This is a genomic window from Streptomonospora litoralis (assembly GCF_004323735.1).
In the GTDB taxonomy this organism is placed as follows: domain Bacteria; phylum Actinomycetota; class Actinomycetes; order Streptosporangiales; family Streptosporangiaceae; genus Streptomonospora; species Streptomonospora litoralis.
This window is the reverse complement of record NZ_CP036455.1, coordinates 2,318,281-2,343,047: the sequence shown is the minus strand read 5'-3', so window position 1 is coordinate 2,343,047 and position 24,767 is coordinate 2,318,281. Positions and strand designations below refer to the sequence as shown.

General features: G+C 74.7%; 21 protein-coding genes and 1 riboswitch. Of the genes, 4 read left to right on the top strand and 17 right to left on the bottom strand.

What is annotated here, in order from left to right; genetic code table 11:
* Positions 1-205 precede the first annotated feature (205 nt).
* Positions 206-2,893, top strand: coding sequence for a protein kinase domain-containing protein (locus EKD16_RS10135; RefSeq protein ID WP_131098155.1), 2,688 nt, complete (start codon positions 206-208; stop codon positions 2,891-2,893).
* A gap of 135 nt (positions 2,894-3,028) precedes the next feature.
* Positions 3,029-3,946, top strand: a complete 918-nt coding sequence (locus tag EKD16_RS10130) for an aldose 1-epimerase family protein (RefSeq protein ID WP_131098154.1) — start codon at positions 3,029-3,031, stop codon at positions 3,944-3,946.
* A 28-nt stretch (positions 3,947-3,974) separates the two neighbouring features.
* On the opposite strand, the gene EKD16_RS10125 is transcribed toward EKD16_RS10130, so the two are convergent.
* The 13 genes from EKD16_RS10125 to fmt all read right to left on the bottom strand — a co-directional run bounded on the left by EKD16_RS10125 (position 3,975) and on the right by fmt (position 16,847).
* Positions 3,975-4,613: a nucleotidyltransferase family protein gene (locus EKD16_RS10125; RefSeq protein WP_131098153.1), complete on the bottom strand. Its 639-nt coding sequence runs from the start codon at positions 4,611-4,613 to the stop codon at positions 3,975-3,977.
* Positions 4,614-4,831: 218 nt separating this feature from the next.
* Positions 4,832-5,992: an XdhC family protein gene (locus EKD16_RS10120; RefSeq protein WP_131098152.1), complete on the bottom strand. Its 1,161-nt coding sequence runs from the start codon at positions 5,990-5,992 to the stop codon at positions 4,832-4,834.
* Positions 5,985-7,118, bottom strand: a complete 1,134-nt coding sequence (locus EKD16_RS10115) for a vWA domain-containing protein (protein ID WP_242677322.1) — start codon at positions 7,116-7,118, stop codon at positions 5,985-5,987. The genes EKD16_RS10120 and EKD16_RS10115 overlap by 8 nt, the downstream gene beginning before the upstream one ends.
* A gap of 5 nt (positions 7,119-7,123) precedes the next feature.
* Positions 7,124-8,065 carry an AAA family ATPase gene (locus tag EKD16_RS10110; RefSeq protein WP_131098151.1) on the bottom strand — a complete coding sequence of 314 codons (942 nt, stop codon included), beginning with the start codon at positions 8,063-8,065 and terminating at the stop codon, positions 7,124-7,126.
* Between the two features lie 280 nt (positions 8,066-8,345).
* Entirely contained in the window at positions 8,346-8,477 is a 132-nt protein-coding gene (locus EKD16_RS26355) for a hypothetical protein (protein ID WP_278248930.1), read from the bottom strand.
* Positions 8,478-8,645: 168 nt separating this feature from the next.
* Positions 8,646-9,056, bottom strand: coding sequence for a PH domain-containing protein (locus EKD16_RS10105; protein WP_131102313.1), 411 nt, complete (start codon positions 9,054-9,056; stop codon positions 8,646-8,648).
* A 136-nt stretch (positions 9,057-9,192) separates the two neighbouring features.
* Positions 9,193-9,690, bottom strand: a complete 498-nt coding sequence (gene ribH / locus EKD16_RS10100) for a 6,7-dimethyl-8-ribityllumazine synthase (protein WP_131098150.1) — start codon at positions 9,688-9,690, stop codon at positions 9,193-9,195.
* 52 nt (positions 9,691-9,742) lie between these two features.
* A complete protein-coding gene (locus EKD16_RS10095; RefSeq protein WP_131098149.1) occupies positions 9,743-11,104 on the bottom strand; it encodes a bifunctional 3,4-dihydroxy-2-butanone-4-phosphate synthase/GTP cyclohydrolase II in 1,362 nt (453 codons plus the stop codon).
* A 116-nt stretch (positions 11,105-11,220) separates the two neighbouring features.
* On the bottom strand, positions 11,221-11,835 hold the full coding sequence (locus EKD16_RS10090) for a riboflavin synthase (RefSeq protein ID WP_131098148.1): 615 nt from the start codon (positions 11,833-11,835) through the stop codon (positions 11,221-11,223).
* 114 nt (positions 11,836-11,949) lie between these two features.
* A riboswitch (FMN riboswitch) is annotated at positions 11,950-12,080 on the bottom strand.
* 42 nt (positions 12,081-12,122) lie between these two features.
* Positions 12,123-13,151: a phosphatase PAP2 family protein gene (locus EKD16_RS10085; RefSeq protein ID WP_131098147.1), complete on the bottom strand. Its 1,029-nt coding sequence runs from the start codon at positions 13,149-13,151 to the stop codon at positions 12,123-12,125.
* 184 nt (positions 13,152-13,335) lie between these two features.
* Positions 13,336-14,010 (bottom strand): ribulose-phosphate 3-epimerase, encoded by a 675-nt coding sequence (gene rpe, locus EKD16_RS10080; RefSeq protein WP_131098146.1) that lies wholly within the window; start codon positions 14,008-14,010, stop codon positions 13,336-13,338.
* 95 nt (positions 14,011-14,105) lie between these two features.
* On the bottom strand, positions 14,106-15,596 hold the full coding sequence (locus EKD16_RS10075; RefSeq protein WP_131098145.1) for an RsmB/NOP family class I SAM-dependent RNA methyltransferase: 1,491 nt from the start codon (positions 15,594-15,596) through the stop codon (positions 14,106-14,108).
* A 318-nt stretch (positions 15,597-15,914) separates the two neighbouring features.
* On the bottom strand, positions 15,915-16,847 hold the full coding sequence (fmt, locus tag EKD16_RS10070; protein WP_131098144.1) for a methionyl-tRNA formyltransferase: 933 nt from the start codon (positions 16,845-16,847) through the stop codon (positions 15,915-15,917).
* Positions 16,848-16,990: 143 nt separating this feature from the next.
* Between fmt and EKD16_RS10065 the strand changes: the two genes are divergently transcribed.
* Together EKD16_RS10065 and EKD16_RS10060 are read left to right on the top strand one after the other, a co-directional pair.
* On the top strand, positions 16,991-19,321 hold the full coding sequence (locus tag EKD16_RS10065) for a primosomal protein N' (RefSeq protein ID WP_131102311.1): 2,331 nt from the start codon (positions 16,991-16,993) through the stop codon (positions 19,319-19,321).
* 124 nt (positions 19,322-19,445) lie between these two features.
* Positions 19,446-20,078 (top strand): Uma2 family endonuclease, encoded by a 633-nt coding sequence (locus EKD16_RS10060; protein ID WP_341351874.1) that lies wholly within the window; start codon positions 19,446-19,448, stop codon positions 20,076-20,078.
* A 94-nt stretch (positions 20,079-20,172) separates the two neighbouring features.
* Here EKD16_RS10060 and EKD16_RS10055 read toward each other — a convergent pair whose 3' ends face one another.
* From EKD16_RS10055 to EKD16_RS10040, 4 genes are all read right to left on the bottom strand, one after another.
* On the bottom strand, positions 20,173-21,327 hold the full coding sequence (locus EKD16_RS10055) for an RNA-guided endonuclease InsQ/TnpB family protein (RefSeq protein WP_341351873.1): 1,155 nt from the start codon (positions 21,325-21,327) through the stop codon (positions 20,173-20,175).
* A 255-nt stretch (positions 21,328-21,582) separates the two neighbouring features.
* Positions 21,583-22,812 carry an aromatic acid exporter family protein gene (locus EKD16_RS10050; RefSeq protein WP_131098143.1) on the bottom strand — a complete coding sequence of 410 codons (1,230 nt, stop codon included), beginning with the start codon at positions 22,810-22,812 and terminating at the stop codon, positions 21,583-21,585.
* A 175-nt stretch (positions 22,813-22,987) separates the two neighbouring features.
* Entirely contained in the window at positions 22,988-23,545 is a 558-nt protein-coding gene (locus EKD16_RS10045) for a DinB family protein (RefSeq protein ID WP_131098142.1), read from the bottom strand.
* A 169-nt stretch (positions 23,546-23,714) separates the two neighbouring features.
* Entirely contained in the window at positions 23,715-24,512 is a 798-nt protein-coding gene (locus tag EKD16_RS10040; protein WP_131098141.1) for an SAM-dependent methyltransferase, read from the bottom strand.
* Between the last annotated feature and the right edge of the window lie 255 nt (positions 24,513-24,767).

The following is a 24,767-nucleotide window of genomic DNA, read 5'->3' as shown; positions in this document are numbered from 1 at the left end:
GCCAAGCCGACTCGATGCGTCCACCGACACCCGTCCGAAAACCGTCCCGACGCAGGCCCCGGCGGGATCAGGGATGAATCCGGGTCTCAGGCGCCTCTCGCCGGGCACCGCCTCACCTAGTCTGTAAGGGGTCAGCACGGCGCGGCGCCGCCCCCGGCGCCGCGTTGCCGCAGCAGTGAGAACCCCGAGGGACGCCGCCACCACGATGCCCGAGTCCTGGGATCCCGACTCACCCACCCGGAATGTCGAGCCGGCCGGAACGACCACCCGGCTCGACGCCGATCGCGCCCGCACCCGGTGGGTCACCCGCGTCCTGCGACCGCGCACCGGGGCGAGCCCGGGTGCCGGCGACAGCGGTCGAACGCGGGCCCACACCCGGCCCCATACCCGGGCGCTGACGCGCGCCGGGCTGACCCCCCGCACCGCCGAGGGCGCGGCCGAGCGCCCCGCGCCGCCGTGGTGGCGCCGACTGCTCGCCCCCCTGTTCGCCTGGTTCCCGCGTCTGCTCACGCGGGTGGTGGTGGGCCCGGCCGGCGAGATCGACTATGCGGTGCCCGCGGACCTGCGCCGCAGCTACACGGTGCTGGAGCGCATCGGATCGGGGGGTGAGGCCGTCGTCTACCTCGCCGAGCCCCTCGAAGCCGGGCGCCGCCACGAGCGGAGTGCGTCCGGCGAGCGGGCCGGGCGCCGGATCGCGCTGAAGGTCTACCGCCCCGGCCACGACATCAACCGCGAACTGCTCGACCGGCTGCGCGCCCGCGGGGAGGGCGACCCGCACACTCCCGCCATCGACGGCTACGGCTGGGCCCGCAGCTCGTGGGACGAGGAGGTGGCCTGGGAGGCCCAGGAGTACTTCGCCGACGGCTCGCTGCGGTCGGTGATGGAGCGGTCCCCCGTCGACGACGCCACGGCGCGGGCCGTGGTCGCCGCGGTCGCCGACTGCCTGCGCCACTGGCAGGAGGATCTGCAGCACAACCACACCGACGTCAAGCCGGAGAACCTGCTGGTCCGCTCCAGCGACCCTCCGGTGTTCGCGCTGACCGACTTCGGCGGCGCCGTGCGGGCCACCATGAGCCGGGTCTACGGCGGGCTGGCGATCACCGAGGCCTACGCCGCGCCCGAGGTCGTGGAGGGCCGGCGCGAGGCCCCCGCGGCGTGGTGGTCGCTGGGCGTCATGGTGCACGAACTGCTCACCGGGCGGCGCCCCGAGCGCGGTGAGAGCTGGCTGACGGCGCGCAGCACCGAGATCGACGTCTCGGCCATCACCGACGAGTCCTGGCGGCTGCTGGCGCGCGGCCTGCTCACCCCCGCTCCCTCGGCGCGCTGGGGCCACGCCGAGGTACGCGAATGGCTGGCCGGGGGGCGGCCGACCATCGCCCGGCCGCGCCGGCACGCCCCCATCAGCTTCGCCGACACCTCCCACGACGACCCGCCCAGCCTCGCGTTCGACCTGCTGGACCGTTGGGACCGCGGCGAGGTGTGGCTGCGTACGCACTGGCCGACGCTGCGCACCTGGCTGGACCGGGAGGTCAACGACTACACGTTCGACCGGGCCTACCTCACCGACCTCGACGCCCGTCCCGAGCGGGTGCACCTGGCCATCAGCGCGCTGGCGGCCCGGTTCGTGCCGGGCATGCCGCCGCGCTTCCGCGGGCTGGAGGTCGGCGCCGAGGGTGTGCTGGCGCTGGCCCGGGGCGGGGCCAGCCGGCATGCGGCACTGCGGGAGGCGCTGGAGCTGGGTGCTCTGGATCTGGCGGCGCGCCACTGGTGCGGCCACCCCGGATGCCGCGCGGAGGGGGTCGGCCGCTGCGCGCCGCTGGAGCACGTGCAGCACGATGTTCCGCTGATCATGCGCCAGGTCGAGGCGACGGTGCGGGGGCTGGCGGAGGGCCCGGCCGCGGCCGCCGGCGCCGCGGACCTGCCTCGCCACGCGTGGGACGGCGCCTGGGCGCTGGCCGTCGAACTCGTACTGGACCCCGACGCGGCCGGACGCGAGCGGGGCCGGCTGCGCGCGCAGTCGTGGCATCCGCGCCACCGCAGCCCGGCTCCGCACGTCGACTGGTGGCGCCGACAGCGCGACACGGGGCTGAGCCGCCGTTCTGGCGCGCTCGCCGCCAACTCGGCCCTGGTCGCCGCCTCGCTGCTGCAGCCGGTGGCCGCGCGCATCGGCGCCGCCCAGCGCGAGCACGACAAGCAGGAGGGGCGCGCGCGGCGGCGCGACCGCCGGGCGGCCTTCTCCGACGCCGTGGCGGACCGCTGGCAGCGGGTGCGCGGCCGCATCGGGGGATCGGGCACGGCGCAGCCCGCGGACCCCTCGGGCGCGCCCTGGGGAACCACCCCCTACGGCGGGTACGGCACGCACTACGGGCGGCCGCTGACCGAGGTCGAGCAGCGCAAGGCGCGCCGCAGGGAGGAGAAGGAGCGCGCGCGCGTCAATCGCAGCATGCGCCAGATCGAACGGGCGCAGGGTGCCGGGCGCGGTCGCCGGTTCGCCTACCCCGCGGCCGTTCTCGGCCTGCTCGACGGGCTCGGCCGGCTGCTGCGCGCGGGCGGGTTCTACCCGGACCGGCCCGGTCCCTTCGCCGACGCCTACACGGCGGTGGTCGAATTCACCGCGAGTCCGATCGTCTCGGCGGTCGCGGCCGCGGCCGGCGCCGTGGTGGGCCTGCTGCCCGGGGACGTGGAGGACCAGTGGTGGCTGCCCGCCCTGCTCGGGGTGCTCCTGGTGCTACTGGGCCGCAAGGCGGCGAGCCGGTCGCCCGCTCGCTCCCGGCTGGTGTCCTACCGGATCGCCGTCGCGGGCTCGCTGCTGATGCTGCTCGTCCTGTGCTCCACCGGCCTTTTGATGGTGGGCGCGGGCGTGCTGATCCCGCTGTACAACGTCTTCGGCTGACTTTCGGACCGGGCGGTGCCGGGTGCGGGACGTTCGTCACGCCCGCGGGCCGGGTGCGGTGCGGCGCCCCCGAGAGCGGCCCGGGGGCACTATCATCGCCCGGGATCGGTAACGGAACGGAAAGGGCGGGCACCGGTGGGCGACGCGATCGAGTTGACGGCAGGGGACTACGAGGCGGTCGTGAGCCGTCAGGGCGCCTCCATGTGCCGCCTGGCCTACGGCGGCGAGGAGCTGATCTGGACCTGCCCGCCCGACGTCCAGCCCGCCGCCTTCGAAGGCCGGCTGCTGGCGCCCTGGCCCAACCGGGTCGGTGACGGCAGCTACGTCTTCAAAGGCGTCGAGCACCAGCTGGAGATCACCGAGCCGGAGCGCGGCACCGCGCTGCACGGGCTGGCCCACGCGCGCCCGTGGCTGCCGGTGGAGATCGCATCGGACCGGGCCGAGCTGAGCTGCCTCCTCGACGGCGCGCCGGGGTACCCGTTCCGCCTGGAGCTGACCGCGGTCTACGAGCTCGACGCCGCCTCGGGGCTCACGGTCACCCTGGGGGCACGCAACGCCGGCGACTCGGCCGCGCCCTACGGGGCCGGCGCCCACCCCTACCTCGCCGTCGCTGGGCCGCTGGACGACGCGGTGCTGCGGCTGCCCGCCGGCAGCCGGCAGCCCGCCGACGAGCGGCTGCTCCCGGCGGGACCGCCCGAGCCGGTCGCGGGCACCGAGCACGACTTCCGCACTCCGCGCCCGATCGGTCCGACGGCGTTCGACACCGCGTTCACCGACCTGGAGCGCGATTCCGACGGCTTGGCGTGGACGGTGCTGTCCTTCGGACGCGCAGCGGTGGCGGTGTGGGCCGACGCCTCGTTCGGCTGGCTGCAGGTGTTCAGCGCGGAGGGCCTGCCCGAGGGGATGCACCGGCGCGGGCTGGCGGTCGAGCCGATGACGTGCCCGCCGGACGCGTTCTCCTCGGGCACCGATCTGATAGTGCTGGAGCCGGGCGAGGAGACGCGCTCGCGGTTCGGCATCGCCCGCACCGAGCCGCAGGCCGGCTCGTCGTAACCCGCGGCGGGGATGCGCGGGGGGCGGGTCAGTCCGCGGAGGGCGGGGCTGCGGGACCGTCCAGGACGGTTTGCAGCCGCATGAGGTCCTCGGGGGTGTCGATGTCGTCGGGGCTGGCCACGTCGTCGCAGGGAACGGTGGTCACCAGGTGGGAGTAGGCCCGCAGGAACGGGCGCGCTCCCACGTCGCCCTCGGCGAGGGCGTGGACGCTGGGCCAGTGCTCGCGGGCCAGCAGCACGGGGTTGCGCAGGTTGCCCGCGTAGGTCGCGACGGCGGCGCGTGCGCCGTCGCCGTAGGCCGCGAGCAGTCGCCGCACCGCGGCCGCGCTCACGAACGGCTGGTCGGCCAGCGCGACGACGACCGCGTCGACGTCGCCCGGCATAGCCTCCAGCCCGACCCGCAGCGACGAACCCAGCCCGGTCTCCCAGTCGGGGTTGTGTACGGCCGCAGCGCGCTCCACGTCGACCTCGGCGGCTCCGGTCACGATGTAGACGGGTGCGCAGCCGCCTTCGCGCAGCATGCGGGCGCCGCGGTCGGCCAGCCGCTCCCCCGCGACCTCGACCAGCGCCTTGGGCCGGCCCAGTCGGCTCCCCTGCCCCGCGGCCAGCAGCATCCCGGCGATCGGCGTGTCGCTCGCGCCGGCGTCGCTCTGCTCGCGTGTCGTCATGGCGCGATGATGCCACGCCGACCCCCCGCCGCGGCTCGCCGTGGGCGGCCGCCGGGGCCGGGTGGATCCCGAAACGGCCCGCGTGCGGGTAGATCGCGGCACATCGGCGAGCGGGGTTACCGCAACCGCTGTCCGCATCCGGCCGTCCGCGCGGATTGCGCCCGGGCGTGTCGCGCCGCCTCCGCCGCGCGGGCGCGATCCGGGCCCGCCGGTCGGGCTCAGCTGGAGCGCGCCGCGGGCACGGCCTCGTCGTCGCGGACGCCGGCGGCCGCGAGCGGTTCGGTGTGGATGCGGCCGGTGGTCGCCGAGAGCGGCCGCCCGCTGCCGCCCCAGCGGGTCTGGATCAGCTCGGCGGCGATGGACACTGCGGTCTCCTCGGGCGTGCGCGCGCCGAGGTCGAGCCCGATGGGCGAGCGCACCCGCGCGAGCTTGTGCTCCTCGATCCCCGCCTCGCGCAGCCTCGCCAGGCGGTCCTCGTGCGTGCGGCGGCTGCCCATCGCCCCGATGTAGCCGGCCGGGGTGCGCAGCGCCACCTCCAGGACCGGCACGTCGAACTTGGGGTCGTGGGTCAGCACGCAGACGGCGGTGCGCTCGTCGATCTGGGCCTCGATCTCGCCGAGGAACACGTGCGGCCACTTGACCACCACCTCGTCGGCGCGGGGGAAGCGCTTCGCGGTGGCGAAGACCGGCCGGGCGTCGCAGACGGTGACGCGGTACCCCAGGTAGGCGCCGATCTCGGCGACCGCCGCGGCGAAGTCGATCGCACCGAAGACGAGCATGCGGGGCGAAGGCGCGAAGGACTGCACGAACACCTCAAGTTCGTCGCCGCGGCGCTGGCCGTCGGCGCCGTAGCGCAAGATGCCGGTGCTGCCCTGGGCGAGCATTCCGCGGGCGTCGTCGTCGACGGCGGCCTCCAGGCGGCTGCCGCCCAGGTCGCCCTCCGCGCGGTCGGGCCGGATCACCCGGCGCGCGCCGACGCGGCCCGGCCCTCCGGCGACGGTGGCCACGGCGACCGGGCGGTGCGCCTCGATGTCGGCGAGGACGCCGCCCAGGTGCGGGTGGTGCGCGGGGTCGACCGGTTCGACGAGTACGTGCAGGGTTCCGCCGCACGTCAGCCCGACGGCGAAGGCGTCGTCGTCGCTGACGCCGTACGTGGCGCGGGCGGCCTCGCCGGTGGCGACGACCTCCTGCGCCAGTTCGTAGACCGCCCCTTCCACGCAGCCGCCGGACACGCTGCCGGCGACCTCGCCGCCGGGGCCCACGGCCATCGCGGCACCGGCCTCGCGCGGCGCGCTGTGGTAGGTGTCGATGACCGTGGCCAGGGCGAACGTCTCGCCGCGGGCGTACATGTCGGCGACAGCGGCGCGGATGTCACGCACGGTGCACTCCTCCCTCGCGCCGACCGCCGATCACGGCGGTGGCGAGCTGTTCCAGCGCGTCCAGGCTGTGTCCGGACACGAAGTCGTCGATGTGCGGCCAGGCGGCCCGCATCCCCGCGGTGAGCGGGGCGTAGCCGGGCTGGGCCTTATGCGGGTTCACCCACACCACGCGGTGCGCCAGCCGGGCGAGCCGGGCCATCTGGGTGCCCAGCAGGGCGGCGTCGCCGCGCTCCCAGCCGTCGGAGGCGATGATCGCCAGGGCGCCGCGGGCGGTGCCGCGGCGGCCGTAGAGGTCGAGGAACTCCTTGAGCTCGGTGCCCAGCCGGGTGCCGCCGCTCCAGTCGGGGATCGCGTCGGCGACGGCGGCCAGCGCGGCGGCGGGGTCGCGCAGCCGCATCTGCGGCGTCAGCCGGGTCAGCCGGGTGCCCACGCTGAACGCCTCGGTGTGGCGGGGGTGTCCGCGCACGACGACGTGGGCCAGGCGCAGCAGGGCGTCGGCGTAGGGCGCCATGGATCCGCTGATGTCGACGAGGAGGACGACGCGGCGGGGCCGGGTGGAGCGGTGGCGGCGCGGCAGCCGCAGCGGCTCGCCGCCGGTGCGCAGCGCGGAGCGCAGCATGCGGCGGTGGTCCAGGCGGCCGTGGACGGCGGGTTCGAGGCGGCGGGTGCGGCGGCGCGGGCGGTCGGCTGAGATCCGCGATACGAGCCGGGCCACGGCCGCGCGTTCCTCGCGAGTGAGAGCGGCGATGTCGGCCGTGCGCAGCACCTCGGTGTCGCCGGCGGCGAGGCCGGTGGTATCGGTGTCAGTGTCGGTGTCGTCGGAGGCGGGCGGGTTCCACATGGCCGGAGCCGTGGTGGCCAGGGGTCGGGCGTGTTCGGCCGCGGCGGGGGCGGCGCCGCCGAAGTAGGCGGCGAAGCAGGCGTCGTAGCGGGCCAGGTCGGCGCCGTGGGAGCACAGGGTCAGCCGCCCGGCCCAGTAGACGGGTTCGGGGCGGGTGACGTCGAGGGTGTCCACGGCGCGCAGGAACGCCGCCGCGCGGCCCGTGTCGGCACCGACTCCGGCGGCGCGCAGGGTCCGCACGAAACCCAGCAGGGTCTCGATGGCGTCGCGTGCGGCCCGCTCCACGCCGCTCACCCCGCCGGTTCGGGTTCGTGCCCGTCGAGCAGCGCCGCGAGTTTGAGCCGGACGGCCTCGGAGTCCTCGCGGTGCTTGATGAGCGCGCCGAGGCTGCGGGCGGCGGTGTCGGGGTCGAGTTCGCGGGCGCCCAGCGCGACCAGCGCCGCGGTCCAGTCGATGGTCTCGGCCACTCCGGGCGGCTTGACCAGGTCGAAGCCCTCGCTGTCGGGGTCGCGCAGCCGCTGGCCGGCGGCGGCGACCTGGTGGACGAGGCGGTCGGCGGCCTCGGGCAGCCGGCGGCGGATGATGGCGGCCTCGCGCTCGAAGCCGGGGTTGGGCATCCAGTGGTAGAGGCAGCGGCGCTTCAGGGCGTCGTGCACCTCGCGGGTGCGGTTGGAGGTGAGCACCACGACCGGCGGGTTGGCGGTGCGCACCGTGCCGAGTTCGGGGATGGAGATGGTGAAGTCGGAGAGGAACTCCAGCAGGAACGCCTCGAACTCGTCGTCGGCGCGGTCGATCTCGTCGACGAGGAGCACGCCGGGACCGGCGGCGCCGGCCTCCAGGGCGCGCAGCAGCGGGCGCGCGAGCAGGAAGCGGCGGTCGTAGAGGCCGGATTCGAGCTGGTCGGCGTCTGCGCCGGCGCCCGCGGCCTGGGCGGCGCGCAGGTGTAGCAGCTGGCGCGGGTAGTCCCAGTCGTAGAGCGCCTGGGCGGCGTCGATGCCCTCGTAGCACTGCAGGCGGATGAGGGGAGCGTCCAGCACGGCGGCCAATGCCTTGGCGAGCTCGGTCTTGCCCACTCCGGCGTCGCCTTCCAGGAACAGCGGGCGGCCCATGCGCACGGCCAGGAAGCAGGCGGTAGCGGCGCCGTCGTCTGCCAGGTAGTCGTGTTCGTCGAGCCGCCGTGCGAACTGCTCGGGGCCGGTGATCGCCGCGGCGGCTCCCGGTGCGTCAGCCATCGAAGTGGGCCTCCCCTCCTCCTCGGGCCCAGGCTAGACGGTCCGCACGCTAGGGGGAGAGTGCAGCGGGGGACAAGAATCGACAAACCCGCGGCGGCCGCATTGTGCGGTGTTTTCGAACCGTCGGCTGCGGGGCGCCGATCGGCTCCGCGGCACAGCCGTGGCCGCGGCCGGTGCCGCACCGCGCGGATGCGGCCGCCCGCGGGCTCTTCGGGCGAACCCGCGGCGACGGTGTCGGCGGCGCTCGGGGCGGCGCGCCGCCGGGCCGGGCGGCGCGGCCTCAGATCGCCAGGCGGCCCAGCAGGTCGTCGAGCGCGACGACGCTCACGACCGCCGTCCACAGCAGCGCCTTGGCGCGGAGGTTGAGCGGACGCGGGCGGTGCGGACGCTCGTGCCGGTCGCCGGTATCCATACCTCCAGCAGGCGCCTTTTCCGCCGCGCCGTCAAGCCCCCGATCGCGGACCGAGTGCGCGGCGGGCGACCGAAACGGTGAAAACCGCGACTCCGGCCGGGTGCGGCGATCGGAGCCCGCGCGGGACCGCCCGGCGCTAGCGCGAGTCGTCGGCGAGCCGGGCCGCCGTCACCCCGGCCGCTCCGGCTCCTCGGCCTCTCCCCGGCTGTGCAGCAGGTGCTGGAAGTCGGCGAGCGCCCGGCGCGCCATGGCGCCGTCGTTGCTCTGGATGCCCATCACCGCCAGCGTCGAGCCGTCGGCGAGGTCGATGGTCGGCCAGGGCTCGCCCACCGGCATGCGGGCGTCGACGATCTCGGGCCACTCCAGCACGTGCGTGCGGATGCTGTTGACCACGGTCACGCGGTCCTCGGTGGCGCGCAGGCAGGGCCGGGCGAGCAGGTGCAGCACGCCCACGCCGACCAGACCCAGGAACACCAGGCCGAACCGGTCGGAGAGCCGCCAGTCGGGCGGCAGCACGATGGCCAGCAGCACCATGGTCGCCAGGACGAGCGCGGCGAGGGCGTAGCCCACGATGCGCATGTTGCGCGGCCGCCACGTCACCGGCAGGCCCGGGGCCCGCCCTTCGCGCCCGTCCTCGTCCACGGTGCCTGTGTCTCCTCGTTCCGCTTCGTCGGCGCCCACCGGCCCGCCCTCCGCCTTCGCACGTGCTCCCTCGCTAGCCGGCGACGCGCTCGCCGCCGGCGGTGCGCAGACCGCGCAGGACGGCCGCGGTGTCGACGGCGGCCGTCGCGGCCTCCCAGCCCTTGTCCTCCCGGCTGCCGGGGAGCCCGGCGCGGTCGCGCGCCTGCTCTTGGGTATCACAGGTGAGCACCCCGTTCGCGACGGGGGTGGACTCGGCCAGCGCCACCTCCGTCAGGCCCTGCGTCAGCGACTGGCACACGTAGTCGAAGTGCGGTGTGCCGCCGCGGATGACCGCGCCGAGCGCCACGACCGCGTCGCGGGTGCGGGCGAACTGCTGGGCCACGACGGGGAGCTCGACCGCCCCGGCCACGTGGACGACGTCGGGCTCCTCGGCGCCCCAGTGCGCCAGGGCCTCGCGGGCGCGGGCGAGCATGGGCTCGACGACATCGGCGTTCCAGCGGGTCGCGACGATGCCCACGCGCAGGCCCGCGGCGTCGACCGCGTGCTCCTCGGGGCGTCCGGTTCCGCTCATGTCGGTTTCCCTCCGGCTTGCTCGGACTGGGGTCGGGGTGCGGCGCGCCGCATCAGGTGGCGGCGACGATCCCGGGCAGGTCGTGGCCCATCCGGTCGCGCTTGGTCTGCAGATAGCGCAGGTTGTCGGCGGTCACCGCGCTGGGCATGGGGATCCGCTCGGCGACGGTGATCCCGTGCTCGCTCAGCCCGTCGGTCTTGCGCGGGTTGTTGCTCAGCAGCCGCACCGAGCGGGCACCCAGGTCGGCCAGGATCGCCGCGCCGGCGCTGAAGTCGCGGGCGTCGGCGGGCAGGCCCAGCTCCAGGTTGGCGTCGACGGTGTCGGCGCCGGAGTCCTGCAGCCGGTAGGCCAGCAGCTTGTGCAGCAGTCCGATGCCGCGTCCCTCGTGGCCGCGCAGGTAGACCAGGACGCCGCGCCCTTCGGCGGCGATGGCGGCCATCGCCGCCTCCAGTTGGGCGCCGCAGTCGCAGCGGTGGGAGCCGAACGCGTCGCCGGTGAGGCACTCCGAGTGCAGGCGCACCAGGGTCTCGGCGCCGTCGGCGGGATCGCCGAAGACCAGCGCGACGTGCTCGGCACCGTCGGTGGTACCGCGGTAGCCCACGGCGCGCCATTCGCCGTGGCTGTTGGGGATGCGGGTCTCGACGACGCGCTCGACCAGCGGCGGACGGGCGGTCGAGGCGGCTGCGCCCGGCACGGCGGCGGGTGCGCCGGGGGCGGCAGCGTCGGCGTCGGCGGCACTCGCCTCGATGTGGTGCACCAACTGGTCGATCGAGACGACGCGCAGCCCGTGCTCGTCGGCGAACTCGCGCAGCCGCGGCAGGCGGGCCATGGTGCCGTCGTCCTCGACGACCTCGGCGATGACCGCGGCGGGCCGCATGCCGGCCAGCCGGGCGAGATCGATCGAGGCTTCGGTGTGCCCGCGCCGGGTGAGCACCCCGCCGGGGCGGTACCGCAGCGGGAGCACGTGGCCGGGCCGCCGCAGGTCGCCGGCCTCGGTGCGGGGCCCGGCGAGCAGGCTGATGGTGCGCGCCCGATCGGCGGCGGAGATGCCGGTGGTGATACCGGAGCGGGCGTCCACGGTGACGGTGTAGGCGGTGCCCAGGCCGTCCTGGTTGTCGGCGGTCATCAGCGGCAGTTCGAGCCGGTCGAGGTCTTCGCCGAGCATGGGCACGCACACCAGCCCGGAGCTGTGGCGGACGGTGAACGCGAGCAGTTCGGGAGTGGCGGCCTCGGCGGCGAAGACGAGGTCCCCCTCGTTCTCGCGGTCCTCGTCGTCGACCACGATCACCGGTCGCCCGGCGGCGATGTCGGCGACGGCGTCGGCGATGTCGTCGAGGAGGCGCGGGCGCGGCGCGCCGCCCGCGTCGCGGTGGCCGTTCGCTGCGGCGGGCTGCTCGGTGGTGATGCCGGTCATCGCTGCGGGAACTCCTTGGCCGTGGCCTGCGGTGCGTGTGGCGGCTGCGTCGACGGGTGTGCGGGGCGCGGTGCGCCGGGCGCGCCGGGCGCGCCGGGCGCTGTCGTGCCTGCTCATCAGGCACCCGCCGCGGAGCCGGCGACGAGGCGCTCGACGTACTTGGCGACGATGTCGGTCTCCAGGTTCACCGGGGCGCCGATGCCCTTGGCGCCGAGCGTGGTGAGGTGGAGCGTGGTGGGGATGAGGCTGACGGTGAAGCTGTCGGCGGCCACCGAGGCGACGGTCAGGCTCACGCCGTCGACGGTGATGGAGCCCTTCTCGACCACGTAGCGCGCCGACTCGGGGGGCAGGGAGAAGCGGACGGTCTCCCACCGGGAGCCGCTGATGCGCTCGACGACCTCGGCCTTGGCGTCGACGTGGCCCTGCACGATGTGGCCGCCGAGGCGGTCGGAGACCTTGGCTGCGCGCTCCAGGTTGACCGGCGACCCCGAGCTCAGGGCACCGAGGCTGGAGCGGTCCAGCGTCTCCTTCATCACATCGGCGCTGAAGCACTCGCCAAAGACGGCGGTGACGGTGAGGCAGACGCCGTTGACGGCGATGGAGTCGCCGTGTGCCGCATCGGCGGTGACGACGGGCCCGCGCAGCGTCAGCCGTACGGCGTCGCCGACGAAGTCGCCCGCCTGCTCGATCTCGGTGACCTCACCGAGCTCCTCGACGATTCCGGTGAACACGTCCCATCCATCCCCTAACCCTGCTCAGGGCTCCGGGGGTGGCGTGCAGGCGGTCAGGTCCGCCCGGGGGAACCGCGAAGAGCGGGCACAGCACCCGCGACTCGGCCGTATCCCACGCGTACTGCCTCCCATCCGGACTTTCACCGTCGGTACCGGAATTCCACCGGTTCAACCGGCCGATGGCCTCGGCCGGGTCGCGGACTGTCACCGCCGGTTCGGACTTTCACCGACCCCGGAGCACGCGTCGTGTCGTGTCAATGTATCTGCCAACAGTGTGCCACGCCGGCTCATTCCCGGCCCGCACCGGGCCCGCCTGTCGGCGACTGCTCGTTCGGTGCGGCCGGTTCGGGGCGCTCGGCAAGTCCCATCCGCAGGAACAGCTCGGGGGCGCCCAGCGCGCACCAGGCCGCCAGCACCGCGAAGAGCACGTAGTCGCGCACGGCCGCGGAGGCGCCCGCGGCTTCGGGGACGGCCACCCCGGCGACCGCCAGGATCAGCACGACGCCGGAGATTCCGATCACATACCGCGCGGTGCGGGAGACCGCCGACCCCGCGGCGCTGTACCAGCCGCGCGCGGCGAGCACGGACAGCCCCGCGGCGCCGCCGAAGAAACCGCCCGCGGCCCCGGCCACGTACGTAAGCGAGGTGGCGCCGATCCGCGGCGGCACGCCGCCCGTCCAGGCCTCGGGCGGGCTCCAGCCGGCGTGGACGAGCGCCTGCCACCCGGCGGCGGCGAGCAGCGGGGCGAGGGACAGGGCCAGCGCCAGTCCGACCTGGGCCGAAAGCGGGAGGCTGCGCCAGCGCGCCGTCACCGCCGCCTCGTAGCGCAGCGCGGCCCACAGCACGGCGGCGGCCACCAGCCAGCCGGCCAGCAGGTCGGTGACGAAGTGGGCGCCGAGGTAGATCCGGGTCACCCCTACGGCCAGGACCACGGCGGCGGCCGCGCCCCAGATCCACCGCCGCCGGCTGCGCAGGGCCAGCGACCCCCACAGCAGCAGCGACGTCGACGCGTGCGCGGAAGGGGCGCCGAAGGTCGTGGGCGCGGCGATCGGCCGCACGGCGTGGTGGTACCAGGAGGGCCGCGGGGCGTACAGCACGATCTTCAGCAGGCCGACGAGCAGCGCGCCGCCGGAGACGGCGACGAAGGTCCGCGCGCCCAGTCCCGCGTGCAGGCACCAGAACACCAGCGTCACCACGACGAGCAGCATCGCCTGGGAGCCCAAGACGCTGACGCCCTGCATCGGGGCTTGGAGCCATCCTCCCCAGCTCTGGACCCACTCCACGACGCCGATCTCGGCGTCCCACACCGCGTTCATGCACACCTCGCCTAGCGGACTCGGAGTCTGGAGCGCGCCTTACCGGTGCGTTCCGACACCGAATTCCAGACCTCGGCTCAGCAGTGATCGTAGATGCACCCGCGGTGGTCTCCCAACCCGCGGGCGCGGACATCCGTTCCATCGGGTTCTCGCCGCAGTCGGCCCGGCGCCGCGGAAACCGGTGCTACTTGCCGGACACGGCGGCCTTCTCCGCCTGGGCGCGCAGGCTCTGCACCGCGGCGGCGGGGTCCTCCGCCTTGTAGACCGAGGAGCCGGCCACGAAGACGTCGGCGCCGGCCTCCGCGGCACGCTCGACCGTCTCCTCGCTGATCCCGCCGTCCACCTGGAGCCAGATCGAGCCCCCACCGGCCGCGATCAACTCGCGGGCGCGGCGGATCTTGGGCAGCACGATGTCGAGGAACCGCTGCCCGCCGAAGCCCGGCTCGACCGTCATCAGCAGCAGCATGTCGACCTCGGGCACCAGGTCGGCGTAGGACTCCAGGGCCGTGCCGGGATTCAGCGCCAGACCGGCGCGTGCGCCCTGGCCGCGGATCTCCCGCAACGTGCGCACCGGCGAGCGCGCCGCCTCGGCGTGCACGGTGACGCTGCCCGCACCCGCCTCGGCGTAGGCGGGCGCCCAGCGGTCGGGGTCCTCGATCATCAGGTGGCAGTCCATGGGCACCGTGACCGTCTTGAGCAGCGACTCGACGACGGGCAGGCCCAGTGTCAGATTGGGCACGAAATGGTTGTCCATCACGTCGACGTGCAGCCAGTCGGCCGTGTCGGAGACCGCCGCGGCCTCGTCGGCGAGGTGGGCGAAGTCGGCGGACAGGATGCTGGGTGAGATTCGGATGGCCACGCCGCCGAGTCTATTAGCAGGCCCCGGGCGGGGCGGCGCCCCGCGCGCCGGGGACCGGCGGCCGAGGCGGCACGCACCGGCGGCGGCGCCGGGCCTCAGCGTTTGCGCAGCAGCGCGAGGAACATGGCGTCGGTACCGTGGCGGTGCGGCCAGAACTGCACGTACCGGCCTCCGGCGCCGGCCGCGATGCCGGGGACCTCGTCGAGGTAGTCGGCGGCGCGCAGCACCTCGGCGTCGGAGCGTTCCGACAGCACCGCCGCCACGATCGCGCTGGTCTCGGCCAGGTGCGGCGAGCAGGTGACGTAGGCGACCACGCCGCCGGGACGCGCCGAATCCAGCGCGCCGCGCAGCAGGTCGCGCTGCAGCGGCGCCAGGCCGTCGGCGGTCTCGGGCGTGCGCCGCCAGCGCGACTCGGGGCGGCGGCGCAGCGCCCCCAGGCCGGTGCAGGGCGCGTCGACGAGCACCCGGTCGAAGGCGCCGGGGCGCCAGGCCGGGCGGGTGGAGTCGGCCACCACGGTCCGGCCGGCGTCGCGCACCGAGCGCTCCACGGCCTGGGCCACCAGTCCCGCGCGGGCGGGCTGGACCTCCGCGGCCAAAAGCCGCGCTTCCCGCTTGCCGGCGAGCCCGGCGAGCAGCCCCGACTTTCCGCCCGGCCCGGCGCAGGCGTCCAGCCAGCGCGCGTCGGCGCCTTCGACACCGACGCGGGTCAGCGCGAGTGCGACGAGCTGGCTCGCTTCGTCCTGGACGGCGGCGCGCCGCTGGCGGACCTCGCGCAGGGCGGCCGGGTCGCCCTCGGCCAGATAGGCACCGTAGGGCGAGTACCGCGCGGCGGTGGCGCCGCCTCCCAGGAGGTCGGCCACCGACGCGCGGCCCGGCTTGGCCACCAGGGTCACCCGCGGCCGCTCGTTGTGCGCGGCGAGCAGCTGCTCGGTCTCGGCGAGCCCGGCCCCCTCCGCATCGGGGCCCGCGCCGCCGGGGGCGCCGGGGGCCTTGTCGGCCGCCTCACCCAGCGCGGCGGCGAGGGCCTCGACGATCCAGCGCGGGTGGCTGTGCACGATGCTCAGGTGGCCGACGGGGTCGGTGGCGCGGTCGGGCGCCACGACCGCCGTCCAGTCCGGCAGGTCGCGGCGGCCCACCTTGCGCAGCACCGCGTTGGCGAACCGGCCCCGGTGGTGCCCGACCACGCGGCGGGCGAGGTCGACGGTCGCGCTGACGGCGGCGTGCGGCGGGACGGCGGTGGCGAGCAGCTGGTGGGCGCCCAGGCGCAGAACCGGCAGCACCTCGGGGTCGACGGAGGACAGCGAGCGGTCGATGCAGGCGTCGAGGATGGCGTCGTAGGTGCCCTGGCGGCGCAGGGCGCCGTAGGTCAGCTCGGTCGCAAGGGCGGCGTCGCGCCCGTGGATGCCGCGTTCGCGCAGCATGGAGGGCAGCAGCAGGTTGGCGTAGGCGTCGCGGTCCTGCACCGCCCGCAGTACATCGTAGGCGGCCCGGCGAGCCGGATCCTTCGGGGCGGGCGGCGTGTTCTTGGCGCCCTTGCCCCCGCTCTTGCCGGAAGAGCGGGAGGGCGGACGGGAACGGTCACTCACAGGGAACTCTGCCTTCAGCCTCACCGGGGGATCTGCACTCGCAACCGGACGCGCCGACCGCCCCGCGCTCGGCCTCGTACGGGCGCGCGGGCACGGGGAATCGCGTCGAACCGGGATTACGAGGATACTCACTCTGCGTACCCGGTGGGGTCGGCGGAGCGGGGTCGCGGCTACGGGCGATCACCGCGCAGGGGCCGGTGCTTGCGGCGCCTCGATCCGGACGGGTGGCGCCCGTCGTCCCGGCGGCTCCGGGGAGCGTCCGCACGGCCGTGGAGGCGCGTGCCCGCGGGCAGCGGGCGCCGGCACCCCCGTAGGGGCTCAGGTCGCGCCGAGGACGTCGGAGTCGCCGGGGCGGACGCCGCGCGCCCAGTCCACGGCGGGCATGCGGCGCTTGCCCTGGGGCTGGACCTCGCCCAGCTCGACCGGGTGGGTGGCCGTGCCGGCGAACACGCGGTCCTTGGCGACCACCAGGCGCCCCGGCGGGACGGCGTCGGCGTCGGTGACCGGGCGGACGGGGCCGAGCTTCAGGCGTTCGCCGCGGAAGGTGGTCCACGGGCCGGGGGCCGGGGTGCAGGCGCGGATCAGGCGGTCGACGCGCATGGCCGGGGCGGTGAACTCGACCTCGGCGTCGGCGGAGGTGATCTTCGGCGCGAAGGAGACCTCCTCCTCGCTCTGCGCCCGCGCCTCCAGCTCCCCCGACTCGATGCCGTCCAGGGTGCGCAGCAGCAGACCCGCGCCCGACTCGGCGAGCCGCGCGAGCAGGTCGCCGCTGGTGTCCGCGGGGCCGATGGGTTCGACCAGCGTGCCGAACACCGGCCCGGAGTCGAGGTCGGGTTCGATGCGGAAGGTCGACGCCCCCGTGAGGTCGTCACCGTGCAGCACCGCGTGCTGCACCGGGGCGGCGCCGCGCCAGTGCGGCAGCAGCGAGAAGTGCAGATTCACCCAGCCGTGCCGCGGGACGTCGAGTGCCTCCTGGCGCAGGAGCGCACCGTAGGCCACCACCGGGCAGCAGTCCGGGGCGATCTCCCGCAACCGGTCCAGGAACCCGGGATCGCTCGCCTTCTCCGGCTTGAGCACCTCGATGCCCGCCTCCTCGGCCACCTGGGCGACCGGGCTGGGCGAGAGGTGCCGCCCGCGCCCGGCGCGGGCATCGGGCCGGGTCGCCACCGCGGCCACCTCGTGGCTCGACCCCAGCAGCGTCCTGAGCGAAGGCACCGCCGCCTCAGGGGTTCCCGCGAAGACCAGTTTCATTCGGACCGTTCTTCCTCACCGATCGTGTTCCGCCTGGCACTTGTCTACCAGCCCGCCCGCGCTCCCGGGCGCCCGTCGCCGACCGCGTCGGCGTCGGCGCAGCGCTGCGGGGGTGTCGGCGGGCTCTGGTACACCAGATGTCGATGACTCCGCAGCCCGACCCCGACGAGGGAATCCTGTTCGACGTGCCGCGGCCCGCCGCGGGGCAGCGGCGGGCAGACGGCTCGACCGGGAGGGACGCGGAATCCGCAGGCGCCGGCAAGGCGGCCGCCAAGGGGGCGGGGAAAGCGAAGGGCACCAAGCGTCCCGAACCCAAGCGCCCCGCCGAGCGCGATCCCGTCGCGCGCGTCGCCGTCGACACTCCCCTCCCCCACCTGGACCGCCTCTTCGACTACCTGGTCCCCGAAAGCATGGATGCGGCGGCGGTGCCCGGCTGCCGGGTGCGGGTGCGCTTCCACGGCCGGCTCCTCGCCGGCTTCGTGATCGAACGCCGCACCGAGTCCGACTTCCAGGGCGAACTGGCCTACCTGCACCAGGTCGTCTCGTCCGAGCCGGTTCTCACCCCCGAGATCAGCGCACTGGCCCGCGCCGTCGCCGACCGCTACGCGGGCACGTTCAGCGACGTGCTGCGGTTGGCGGTGCCGCCGCGCCACGCCCGCGTCGAGAAGGAGGGCGGCGGGCCGGCGGGAGCCGCGGCACCCGGTGCGGACCCCGACAGGCCCGGCGCCGACTCGGGCGCGGACGGCACCGGAGCCGATGGCTCGGCGGCGGAGGCGGCGGCCGGCGAGCAGCCTCCGGAGACTCCGCACGGCGACCCGCCGAGCACGGGCGGCGGCCCCGATTCCGCACCGGCCGCGGTTTCGCCCGCGGACGCCGCGCCGAGCGGGGTCTCCTCCTCCGCGCCCGACCCCGGTCCCTGGTCGCGCTATCCGGCCGGGCGCTCCTTCCTCGCCGCGCTGCGGTCGGGGGCGGCGCCGCGGGCCGTGTGGAACGCCCTGCCCGGTCCCGACTGGGCCGACGCGATCGCCGTCGCCGCCGCCACGGCGCTCTCCGCAGGCCAGGGCGCGGTCGCGGTCGTGCCCGACGGCCGCGACGTCGAAGCCGTGGACGCCGCCTTGGCCAGCCGGCTGGGTGCGGGCCGCCACGTCGCGCTGACGGCGGACCTGGGTCCCGCCGAGCGCTACCGCCGGTGGCTGGCGGTGCTGCGCGGCCGCGTCCGCGTCGTCGTGGGCACCCGCGCCGCCGCCTTCGCCCCGGTGCGCAAGCTGGGCCTGGTGGTGCTGTGGGACGACGGCGACGACGTGCACGCCGACCCGCACGCGCCCTACCCGCACGCGCGCACGGTCCTGTCCATGCGCGCGCACCGGGCGCAGGCGGCGGCGCTGATCGGCGGCTTCACCCGCACCAGCGAAGGCGCGCAGCTCGTGGAGTCCGGCTGGGCCCACCCGCTGGCGGCCGACCGCGCGACCGTGCGCGAGCGCGCCCCCCGGGTGCAGCCCTCGGGCGACGACAGCGAACTGGCGCGCGACGAGGCCGCCCGCACCGCCCGCATCCCCAGTCTCGCGCTGCGCGTCGCACGCGAGGCCGCCCAGAGCGGTCCGGTGCTCGTCCAGGTGCCCCGCCGCGGCTACCTCGCCTCGCTGGCATGCGCGTCGTGCCGGGCACCGGCGCGCTGCGGCTCCTGCCAGGGACCACTGGCTGTGCGCGGCGCGCACGCCATGCCCTACTGCCGCTGGTGCGGGCGGATCGCCGGGGAGTGGCGCTGCCCCTCGTGCGGGGCCGCCCGGATGCGCGCCGCGGTGGTGGGCGCGCGCCGCACGGCCGAGGAGATGGGCCGTGCGTTCCCTTCGCTGACCGTGCGCACCTCCGGGCGCGACGAGGTGCTGACCGGAGTCGGCGAGCGCCCCGCACTGGTGGTGGCCACCCCCGGCGCCGAGCCCGCGGCCGAGGGCGGCTACGCGGCCGCCGTGCTGCTCGACGGCTGGGCGCTGCTCGGCCGCGCCGACCTGCGCGCGGCCGAGGAGGCGCTGCGGCGATGGTGCAACGCCGCCGCCCTGGTCCGCCCGGCGGCAGAAGGCGGCCGCGTGGTCGTGGTCGCCGACGCGCAGGTGTCCGCCACCCAGGCGCTGGTGCGCTGGGATCCGGGCGGCTTTGCCGAGCGGGAGCTCGCCGAGCGGCGGGAGCTGGGCTTTCCGCCCGCGGTCGCGATGGCCTCGGTCACCGGCGATCCGGCGCACGTGCGCGAACTGCTGGACCAGGTGGAACTGCCCGCCTCCGCCGAACTGCTGGGGCCGGTGCCCGTCGGCGGTGCGGGCGGCGACGGCGACGACTCCGCCGAGCGCGCCCTGCTGCGGGTGCCGCGCGCCGACACCCTCGCCCTGGCCGCCTCGCTGAAGGCCGCCGCGTCGGCGCGCAGCGCCCGCAAGGACGAGCACCTCGCGCAGATCCGCATGGACCCGCTGCAGGTGGTGTAGATCACAGGGCGTTTTGCGGCTTGCGGGTGACATGCCGGAAACCGGCGCTGAGAAATCGCAGCGTACCCACCCGCAACCGAACACGGATTTCGAATACTGGTACCCATGAACGCAAGGAGGCATCATGGTACTCATGAGCATCGGCGAGACGGATCCGCATCCGCGCCCACTGACGGTCGAGGACTTGGAGCACACGCCGGACGACGGCAAGCGCTACGAGCTGGTCGACGGGCGGCTTGACGTGTCACCGGCGCCGTCACTGCTGCATGCCGACATCAACGAGCGGCTGAGTATCGCTCTGTTTCGCCAGTCCCCGAAGGGCTTCATCAGGGCGAGTGGGGCAGGCATCAACTTCAACGCGGACCGGACACACCACCGGATTCCGGACCTCTCGGTGATCCACCGCAGCGCACGCGAGGAGCCCTACCTGACCCGCCCGCCGCTGCTGGCCGTCGAGATCGTCTCGAAGTCGAGCGTGTTCCACGACCACCACATCAAGCGGTTCGAGTACGCCAAGTTCGGGATCGAGTCCTACTGGATCGTCAATCCCGGCGAGGTGGCCGAAGAAGCGGGCATCATCGAACTGCGGCTGGAGGACGGCCAGTACCGGGACGCCTCCCGTGCCGTCGGCCGCGACGTGTTCAAAACGGACGCGCCGTTCCCCTTCAGCCTCGTGCCGTACTGGCTGCAGGCGGACACCGACGACTGGGCGGACCACATCGACGGCAGTGGAATCCCGGAGGAGGAGTCAACTTGACCCGGCCCTGATAGGCCCTGATAGGCCCTGATAGGCGGGCTTGGAGGTAGCCGCCCGACCGGCTGCCGGGTGGGCTCCTCCGTCCAGACACCCCTTACGGGGCGGCAGGGACGCGCGACTCACGCCCCGCATTCCACGCAGCCTCGCCCCGGCGGGCGATGGCGCGGGAAGCGTTGCGGTCGGCGTGGGCAACGACCCCGCACGACCGGCACACGAACCGGGCCTGATCGACCCGGTTCCTCGTGTCGATGTACCGGCATTCGGCGCATTCCCGGCTGGTGTAGGCCGGATCCACCGAGACCAGCGGGACCCCGGCCCGCTTGGCCTTGTAGGTGATGAAGGCGGCGAGCCGGGCGAAGGCCCAGGAATGGATCGCGACCCGTTGGGGCCGGCAAAGCCGTACCCTCTGCCGGATGCCCGTCAGGTCTTCCAGGGCGATACCGGATGAGGTGCGTTCAGCCTCGGTCACGATCTGCTTGGCGATGACGTGGTTGGTGTTCGCAACGTCGCGCCGCTCGCGGCGGTTGCGTTTCTTGAGCCGGCGTTTCGCCGATGTCGTCTTTTTGGCCTGGAGTTTGGTCCGCAGGGCGGCCTGGCGCTTGCGGTGGCGGTTCAAGCCCCGCCCGGCCGCCCGGTAGCCGGTGGAGGTGGTCGCGATGTTGGCGATGCCCAGATCCACACCGATGAACCCGTCCGGTTCATACTGTTCGGCTTCGGGCACCTCGCAGGTGGCCATCAGGTAGAACACGCCGTCGCGTTCGACCAGATCGGATTCGCCCTGCCGGTGCTCGATCAGCGTCTTGAGGGCCTCCGGTGCGCAGGCGAAACCCACGTTCTTCAACCGGCCTGCGGTGGTCCAAATGGAGACCCTCTGTTGATCGTACTGCCAGCTCAGACACCGGTCGTCGAAGGGGTGGGGCGGCCTGGGGCCGGAAGGAGATCGGCGCGGACTCGGCGTTGCGGCGGCGCTTCGAACCGGGTGTGCCGAGGTGGCCGGCCCGGATATCGGCCGCCAGCGTCGTGTAGGCGTCGCGGACCTTCTTGATGGTGTGCTGGGCCGCCTGGGCGCCCAGACCTTGGGAGCGCAGGTCGGCGTAGGTGTGCTTGCGCAGCTCGTGCGCGGCACACCGAGGTCGAAGGCCACCGCCGAGACCCGGTTGGCGGCCTCGTTGAGAGTGCGCAGGGTCGCTGACAGCGCGGACGCCTGTGCGGCATCGGGCACGAGTTTGACCTGCACGACGAGCTTCACAGCGGCGATCCTACGATCACCGCCGCCCCGATGGGGGCCGAACGCCGATATCCGCAGGCGTGCTCGTATTCGGGGCAGGGCCGTGATGAGAAGCGATTCCTCCCGGCTCTGAAGAGCCGGGGCTCCTCGCTAAAATCGGCTGAACCCGTTCGAGCGCCTGGCGACTGCGGTTCGAGCGGTGTGCGCTCGTGCTCGTCGTCGCCGAAGGGGAACGTTTTCGGTCCGGCGGCGGGCGTCGGCCCCGCCGCGCCGCCCTCACTCCGCGGTCGTCCACCCCGGCGACTGCCGCAGGGTGGTGCCCGCCGACTCCATCTCCAGCAGCATCCGCTCGGCCTCCAGCAGCAGACCGCCGTAGACGCGGGCGTCGCCGAGGTTGCCGTGGCCGCTGCCGTCCGAGCCGTCCGGGTTCTCCATCTGCGTCATATCGTCGTGGATCTGCCGCGCCTGCGAGATGTTCTCCGTGAACTCCTGCTCGGCCTCGGTGAGCCGGCCGGGCTCGACGTCGGCGAGCATGCCCACTCCGGTCCGGATGCGGTCGAGGAACTCGCCGTAGCGCTGCAGGAAGGCCGTCTGCGCGGGATCGGAGGTGTCGGAGACGCGCCGCAGGATGTCGGTGACCGACCGCAGCCGTCCGCCCGTCCTGGAGACCTCGCCGATGAGCTGGGTGTAGCCGGCCAGCGAGGGCCGGTACCGGACGAGCATCCGCCGCGGGTTCCACCGCATGCTTTCGCGGGCGCTGGTCACGGCGTCCTGGGCCTGGTGACCGAGCGACTCGATGCCTTGGGCGCGGTAGGCCCAGTCGTCGCCCTCCTCGCTGCCGAGCGTCCGCTCCCGCATCGACTGGGCGACGTCACCCAGCAGGTCGTGCAGTGAGCGGGCGACGTTGGTCAGTCCGTACTGGGCGCCGCGGTAGCGCATCGGCGGCAGCAGCACGACGTTGACGAGCAACCCGATCGCACAGCCCAGCAGCACCAGCCCGATGAGTTGGCCCAGCACCGCCACGCGATCTACGGTCTCCTCGGCTGTGATGAAGGCGGAATAGGCGAAGAACGCCGAGGTCGTCACCAGGCTGCCCTGCTGCTCCAGCCGCCGCCACCTGCCTAGGAGCAGGGCGATCACGGCGACCGCGGCGAATGTGTAGAGGCTGGGCGCGAAGAAGAAGCCGAGCATCCCCTGGAGTGAGACGCCCAGCACAGCCGCCCCGACGAAGCGCAGCGAGCGCACCACCGACTGATGCACGGTCGCCTGGATGATCAGAATGGCCGCGAACGGCGCGAAGGCGGGCGCCTGGAACTGGAGGAGGGGCGCGGCGACGGCCCAGGCGATGGTCGCGGCCAGAGCGCTCTTGGCCACCATGAGCAGGGTGGCGCGCTCCGGTCCCGCGTATCTGCGGGCGCGGCGCAGCGCCGCGGCGGCTTGGGCCAGTCGCGTGGTCGGCGCGTACTGTTCGGCGGTGCTGGAGGCGTCGTCCGCTGTGTTCGCCATCGTCTCCACCCGTGGTCGCGTCGGCGGGGGATCGGGCTGGCGGACGGCTACCCCGCTCCGCCGTGCTCACGCGTGAAATCGGCCTCCCCCGCAGCGGGTGCGCCCGCCGCGGCGGCGTTCCCGCGCCCTCTCGCCCCGCGGCGCTCGCCCGGACCCGGACGGCGCCGGTGCGTCCTCAGACGGCGTCGCCGCGGTGGGCCGGGTGGGAGCGGTAGAGGTCGCGCAGCAGGGCGACCTCGGCGTGGTGGTGGATGATCTCGCGGTTGACGTGCAGCGCCAGTGTCACGAACGGGAACGCCGACCACTGCGGGGGCTCGGCGGCGCCCACGGGCGCCGCGAAGGCGGCGTCGTCGAGCTTGCGGAGCTCGGCGCACCAGCGGCGGAAGGCGCGGTCGAGCCGGTCGAGGGCCTCGGCGGCGCCGCCCGGCCACACGGCGTCCTCCGGCGTCAGCGTGCCGTCGCCGAAGTGGTGGTCGAGGCGCATCTCCAGCACGGCCACGAGGATGTGGCTCAGCCGCCAGGCGATGGTGGTCACCGGCGGCGGATCGGGGGCGGGGGCGGCGTAGTCGATGCTGAACGATCCGTCCGGGCGGGGACGGACCGACCAGCAGCCTTCGACCGGCTCCCAGAAGTACTCGTCGTCGTCCAGCCCCTGCAGCCGGGGCCAAACGCAGGTGGTCCAGTGGAACTCCAGTTGGTCGAGGATCTCCGCGCCCCACACCGGCGCCGTCATGGCCACTCCCCTGCTATGCCGTTCGTGCCGTCCGCGCGTCAGCCGCCCATCCCGCCGCTGTACCCGGCTGAGCCGTTCGGGCCGCCCTGCCGAGTACATATGCCTTCGCGCCGGTCTCTCGGACGCCGGGGGTACCCGCCCGCCTTCGGCCGACCGCCGGCGGGCACGCTCAGCCGCGGCGGCCCAGTCCGGCCAGGATTCCGGTCGGTTCGCCGCTGACCTCCTCGTCCGGGTAGGGCCACCAGGCCATGTCGGTGAGTCCCGGCTCGACCAGGGTGAAGGGCTCGAAGACCGACGCGGCGAACTCCCGGCAGTGCGGGTCGCGCGAGTCGGAGGCGGGCTGGGCGATGGCGACGTGGCCGCCGGGTCCCATCCGCATATGCAGCGCCCGGACGAGGTCGTGCACGAGGACGCCGTCGCGGCGCAGCGCGGTGGTGTCGGTGACGAGCACCCCCACCGGATCGGCGAAGTCGATCACTCCGCGCCCGATGAGCCGGTCGATCAACGCGTGCGGATCCATGTGCGCCACGGCGACCACGGAAACGGCGGTGTCCTCGGCCGCCGCGCGGCCGCCGTGCAGCGCCGCGGTGGACTCGGCGTCGACGTAGACCACCCGCGACCCGGGAGCGTACTCGCGCGCCGCCCGGCCGATGCCGTCGCCCGCGGGCAGCCGGGACCCGAGGTCGACGAACTGGCGGACCCTCGCGTCGGCGGCCAGATAGCCCACGGTCCGGCGCAGGAATCCGCGCCGGGCCTCCATGACGGGGCCGCCGATCTGGGCGGGCACACCCGCGTGCGGGGATCGGGCGTCGTGGGCGCCGCCGTCCTGGGCGGAGCCGGCGAGACCGGCGGCCGGCGGCGCGGCGGAGCGGCCGAAGCGTTCGCTGATGTGCACCACGCGCGGATCGGGGATCTCCGCAAGGGGCTGCTGGTCGTCGCATTGCACCGCTCGCCAGTGGTCAGTCACGGTCGCGCTCCCCGGGCCGTCGGCCGGTGCCGCGGGCGCCCGGTGCCGCGGAGGGCGCGTGGTCCACGCGGCCTCCGCGGCACCGGGGCAGTGGAGGCCGCCCGCTGCACCTTCGTCAGCGCCCGATGTTACCGGTTGTGAGCCACATCATTCACCCTTGGAAAAGTTCACGGTTCTTTTTCCCGCGCACCTCTGTCGCAGGGCGCACCGGCCGTGCTGGACCCGCGCCGCGGGCGGGGCGCACGGGGACGGGCG

Bases quoted from the DNA above. Each gene is read 5' to 3' on its own strand.
- EKD16_RS10085 (WP_131098147.1), bottom strand. From the start codon at position 13,151: ATGAACGCGGTGTGGGACGCCGAGATCGGCGTCGTGGAGTGGGTCCAG.
- EKD16_RS10135 (WP_131098155.1), top strand. From the start codon at position 206: ATGCCCGAGTCCTGGGATCCCGACTCACCCACCCGGAATGTCGAGCCG.
- fmt (WP_131098144.1), bottom strand. From the start codon at position 16,847: ATGAAACTGGTCTTCGCGGGAACCCCTGAGGCGGCGGTGCCTTCGCTC.
- ribH (WP_131098150.1), bottom strand. From the start codon at position 9,690: ATGAGCGGAACCGGACGCCCCGAGGAGCACGCGGTCGACGCCGCGGGC.
- EKD16_RS10095 (WP_131098149.1), bottom strand. From the start codon at position 11,104: ATGACCGGCATCACCACCGAGCAGCCCGCCGCAGCGAACGGCCACCGC.
- EKD16_RS10045 (WP_131098142.1), bottom strand. From the start codon at position 23,545: ATGACGGCGCCGGTGTGGGGCGCGGAGATCCTCGACCAACTGGAGTTC.
- EKD16_RS10050 (WP_131098143.1), bottom strand. From the start codon at position 22,812: ATGGCGAACACAGCGGACGACGCCTCCAGCACCGCCGAACAGTACGCG.
- EKD16_RS10110 (WP_131098151.1), bottom strand. From the start codon at position 8,065: ATGGCTGACGCACCGGGAGCCGCCGCGGCGATCACCGGCCCCGAGCAG.
- EKD16_RS10060 (WP_341351874.1), top strand. From the start codon at position 19,446: ATGGTACTCATGAGCATCGGCGAGACGGATCCGCATCCGCGCCCACTG.
- EKD16_RS26355 (WP_278248930.1), bottom strand. From the start codon at position 8,477: ATGGATACCGGCGACCGGCACGAGCGTCCGCACCGCCCGCGTCCGCTC.
- EKD16_RS10125 (WP_131098153.1), bottom strand. From the start codon at position 4,613: ATGACGACACGCGAGCAGAGCGACGCCGGCGCGAGCGACACGCCGATC.
- EKD16_RS10065 (WP_131102311.1), top strand. From the start codon at position 16,991: ATGACTCCGCAGCCCGACCCCGACGAGGGAATCCTGTTCGACGTGCCG.
- EKD16_RS10105 (WP_131102313.1), bottom strand. From the start codon at position 9,056: ATGCGCATCGTGGGCTACGCCCTCGCCGCGCTCGTCCTGGCGACCATG.